At 65.4% G+C, this 3,395-nt stretch carries 4 protein-coding genes; 3 read left to right on the top strand and 1 reads right to left on the bottom strand.

Annotated features, from left to right (window positions below):
* The first annotated feature begins 532 nt into the window (after positions 1–532).
* On the top strand, positions 533–1,297 hold the full coding sequence (locus tag JOY90_RS35445) for a DUF4167 domain-containing protein (RefSeq protein WP_291695738.1): 765 nt from the start codon (positions 533–535) through the stop codon (positions 1,295–1,297).
* A 28-nt stretch (positions 1,298–1,325) separates the two neighbouring features.
* On the opposite strand, the gene JOY90_RS35440 is transcribed toward JOY90_RS35445, so the two are convergent.
* Positions 1,326–2,078, bottom strand: coding sequence for a class I SAM-dependent methyltransferase (locus JOY90_RS35440; protein WP_291695737.1), 753 nt, complete (start codon positions 2,076–2,078; stop codon positions 1,326–1,328).
* A gap of 110 nt (positions 2,079–2,188) precedes the next feature.
* On the opposite strand from JOY90_RS35440, the gene gloB reads away from it, so the two are divergent.
* Positions 2,189–2,956 (top strand): hydroxyacylglutathione hydrolase, encoded by a 768-nt coding sequence (gene gloB, locus JOY90_RS35435; RefSeq protein WP_291695736.1) that lies wholly within the window; start codon positions 2,189–2,191, stop codon positions 2,954–2,956.
* The gene (locus tag JOY90_RS35430) at positions 2,956–3,387 is read left to right on the top strand and encodes a cupin domain-containing protein (RefSeq protein WP_291695735.1); all 432 of its coding nucleotides are present in this window, start codon (positions 2,956–2,958) and stop codon (positions 3,385–3,387) included. Before gloB ends, JOY90_RS35430 begins: the two co-directional genes overlap by 1 nt.
* Positions 3,388–3,395: the final 8 nt, after the last annotated feature.

The following is a 3,395-nucleotide window of genomic DNA, read 5'->3' as shown; positions in this document are numbered from 1 at the left end:
CTCCCCGCGGGCCGATCTGGGGGGTGTTCCCCGGGCGATTGCGGGGCGAAAAATGCGCAGATAAAGCCGCCTTGGAACGCAAAAACCTCTTGGAATATTCACCGGGAGCGACTACGTTTCGCTCACGACATCGGTGCGGGGCCCCGTAGGTGCGACTACGGGTGAAAGCCAGGACCCTCGATCAGAGAGCCGCGCCGGATAAAGGTTCCAGAACGCAGGTCCAATCACGCGCGATGGCTAGCAAGGCTGCGCTGCTGTTCGAGACCGCAAAGCGAACGAAAGCCTGTTATTGCACTTGAAGATCTACGCAAGAAGACTGGGCTTGTTTTGGCGAGCTGAATGAGTGGTTCGCCGGCTATCAACGCCGGCGGGTGGGGAACGCGTCTTTGTTGAACGCGACGGTCGATGACATCGGCATGAATGAAGCAGCATCGCGATTGGGTGCATTGCGAGATCGCGACCATCCCCTCGCACCCTGCAACCCCAACAACAATTCAATGCTTTTAACTCAGGGCTGGAATGAAGGCACGACATGAGAAACGGTCAGAATAAGCAGCGCATGCGCAACCGGAACAACAATAACAACAACAACCGGCGCGGCCAGAACCCGATGACCCGGGTGTTCGAATCCAACGGCCCCGACATCAAGATTCGCGGCACCGCCTCCCACATCGCCGAGAAATACCTGCAGCTCGCGCGCGACGCGCGCTCCTCCGGCGACCCGGTGGCGGCCGAGAACTACTATCAGCACGCCGAGCATTATTTCCGCCTGATTGCCGCCGCCCAGGAGCAGTTGCGTCAGAACCAGCCGCAGCCGCGCATCGAAGACGTTGCCGTGGCCGGCGATGACGATGGCGACGACGAAGGCGAGAGCTTCTCGAATTTCGGGCAGGAGCCCGGTTTCGTGCCGCAGCAGCCCCAGCCCTATATCCGCGACCGCGATCAGCCCCGCGACGGCCAGCTCTACCAGCGCGATCAGCAGCAGCAGCCGCGCGAGCATCATGCGGGCCGTGAGCATCAGCGCGACCGGGATCGTGATCGCGAGCGGGATCGGGACCGGGAGCATCGTCCGCAGCCGCAATATCAGCCGCAGCCGCAACCGGAGAGCAGCGTCGACCGGTTGCCGTCCTTCATCACCGGGCCGCAGCCGCAGATGAACGGCGGGGGCTATGAAGGCAATGGCGGCGGCGAACGCTTTCCGCGCCGGCGGCGTCGCCCGCACGGACCGCGGCCCGAAGGCATGGCCCAGCCGGCGCCGGCCGCACCGAGCGAAGATTTCAACTCCGGCAGCGAATAGCTGCGCCTCGCGGCGGTCTGCGGCGGCCTCATGAAGGCGACGCTCGGCGCACCCCGCTCGAGGACGGAACCAACACCGGCCGCAGCGCGGGAATCAGCCGCGAACGCTCACGGTGCGCGGGGATCCCGCGATAGACCTGCTTGGTCGCCTCCACGATGTGGACGCCGGCGACCGGCAGCGACAAGGCTGCGCCGACCCGCTCCCACGCCATCGCCGTACGCAGGAACCAGCCGCCGGCGAAGGGCGGCATGAACAGCGCCTCGCCCCACCCGGTCGGCGTGAACCAGGTCTGCCGCAGCAATTGCGTGATCTGTGAGCGCGAATAGGGTCGGCCATGGCCGAACGGGGTGTTGTCGGTGCGGGTCCACACCCCGCGGCGATTCGGGATCACCGCGATCACCCGTCCGGAGGGGGCAAGCACCCGCCAGACCTCGCGCAGCAGTCCGGCCGGATCGTCCGACATTTCCAACGCGTGGACCAGGAGGATGCGGTCGATCGCCGCATCGGGCAGCGGCATCGAGAACTCGTCGACCAGGGCCGCCAGCGCCGGCCGTGCCGTCGGCCATTTCAGGACGCCCTGCGCCGCCGGCATGAAAGCGATGCAGCGCTCACTATCTTCACGAAAAAGCCCCAGATATGGCGTAGGATAGCCAATTCCAAGGACACGCAGGCCCTCGGCGCCTGGCCAGCGGGCGCGGATGGCGCGATTGATCAACAGCCGTGCCACGATACCGAGGCGCTGCGAGTAGAAATCGCGGAGATCGATGACGTCGATGCTCATGACACTAATTTAACACGCCACCCCCTCGAGGCGGCCCGCTGAATCGTGCATTGCCCCATCAGCGTTAACGCCATATCGATGCACGTCCTCAGCCCTCCGAGAGTGATATCATGGCCGCCGAGATTCGCACCTTTCCCTGCCTCAACGACAATTTCGGTCATCTCATCCACGATGCGGACACCCTGGCGACAGCGTCGATCGACGCGCCGGAAGCCGGGCCTATCGTCGCGGCGCTGGAACGCGAAGGCTGGACCCTGACCGACATCCTGATCACGCATCATCACGGCGATCACGTCGGCGGCGTTGCGGAGCTGAAACAGAAATATGGCTGCCGCGTGGTCGCGCCGCATGACAAGACGACCAAGATCGCCAACGCCGATCTGCGCGTCGCCAATGGCGACGTCGTCAAGGTCGGCGGCCTGCTGGCGCGCGTGCTGGAGACGCCGGGCCACACGCTCGACCACGTCTCCTACGTCTTCGATGGCGAGAAGGCTCTGTTTGCCGCCGACACGCTGTTCTCGATCGGCTGCGGCAGGGTGTTCGAGGGCACCTATCCGATGATGTGGGATTCGCTGTTGAAGCTGCGGGCGCTGCCCGACGATTTCCGCCTCTATTGCGGCCACGAATACACCGCCTCCAACGTCAAATTCGCGCTGACGGTCGAGCCCGACAACGCCGCGCTGCAGGCGCGCGCCGACGAGGTGAGCCGGCTCCGCGCCGCGAACAAGCCGACGATCCCCTCGCTGCTGGGCGAGGAGAAGAAGGCCAACGTGTTCCTGCGCGCCGACGATGCCGTGGTCGCGCAGAAGCTGCACATGCAAGGCGCGAGCGCCGAAGAGGTGTTTCGCGAGTTGCGCGAACGGAAGAACAAGTCCTGATGGACCAGCAACCGACCGCCGCCGACATCATCGCCCGCCTCGAATTGCGGCCGCATCCCGAGGGCGGCTACTACCGCGAGACCTTTCGCGACGGCCGCGTCGACGCCAACGGCCGCGCGAACGCGACCGCGATCTATTACCTGCTCAAGCGCGGCGAACGCTCGCATTGGCATCGGGTCGATGCCGTCGAGATCTGGCACTATTACGCGGGCAGCGCGCTGGAACTCAAAATCGCCAATGACGGCTGCCGGGGACATCTGGTTCGGCTCGGCCCCGACATCGCCGCCGGCGAGCGCCCGCAGGCGATCGTGCCGGCGTCGGCCTGGCAGAGCGCGCAGACGACCGGCGACTGGACGCTGGTCGGCTGCACCGTCGCGCCGGGCTTCGAGTTCGCGGGCTTCGAGCTCGCGCCGGCAGCGTGGGAGCCGTGAACATCAGG

This window comes from Bradyrhizobium sp., assembly GCF_019242285.1.
Classification (GTDB): Bacteria; Pseudomonadota; Alphaproteobacteria; order Rhizobiales; family Xanthobacteraceae; genus Bradyrhizobium.
The sequence above is the reverse complement of the archived record's forward strand: the minus strand, read 5'-3'. Positions and strand labels throughout refer to the sequence as shown.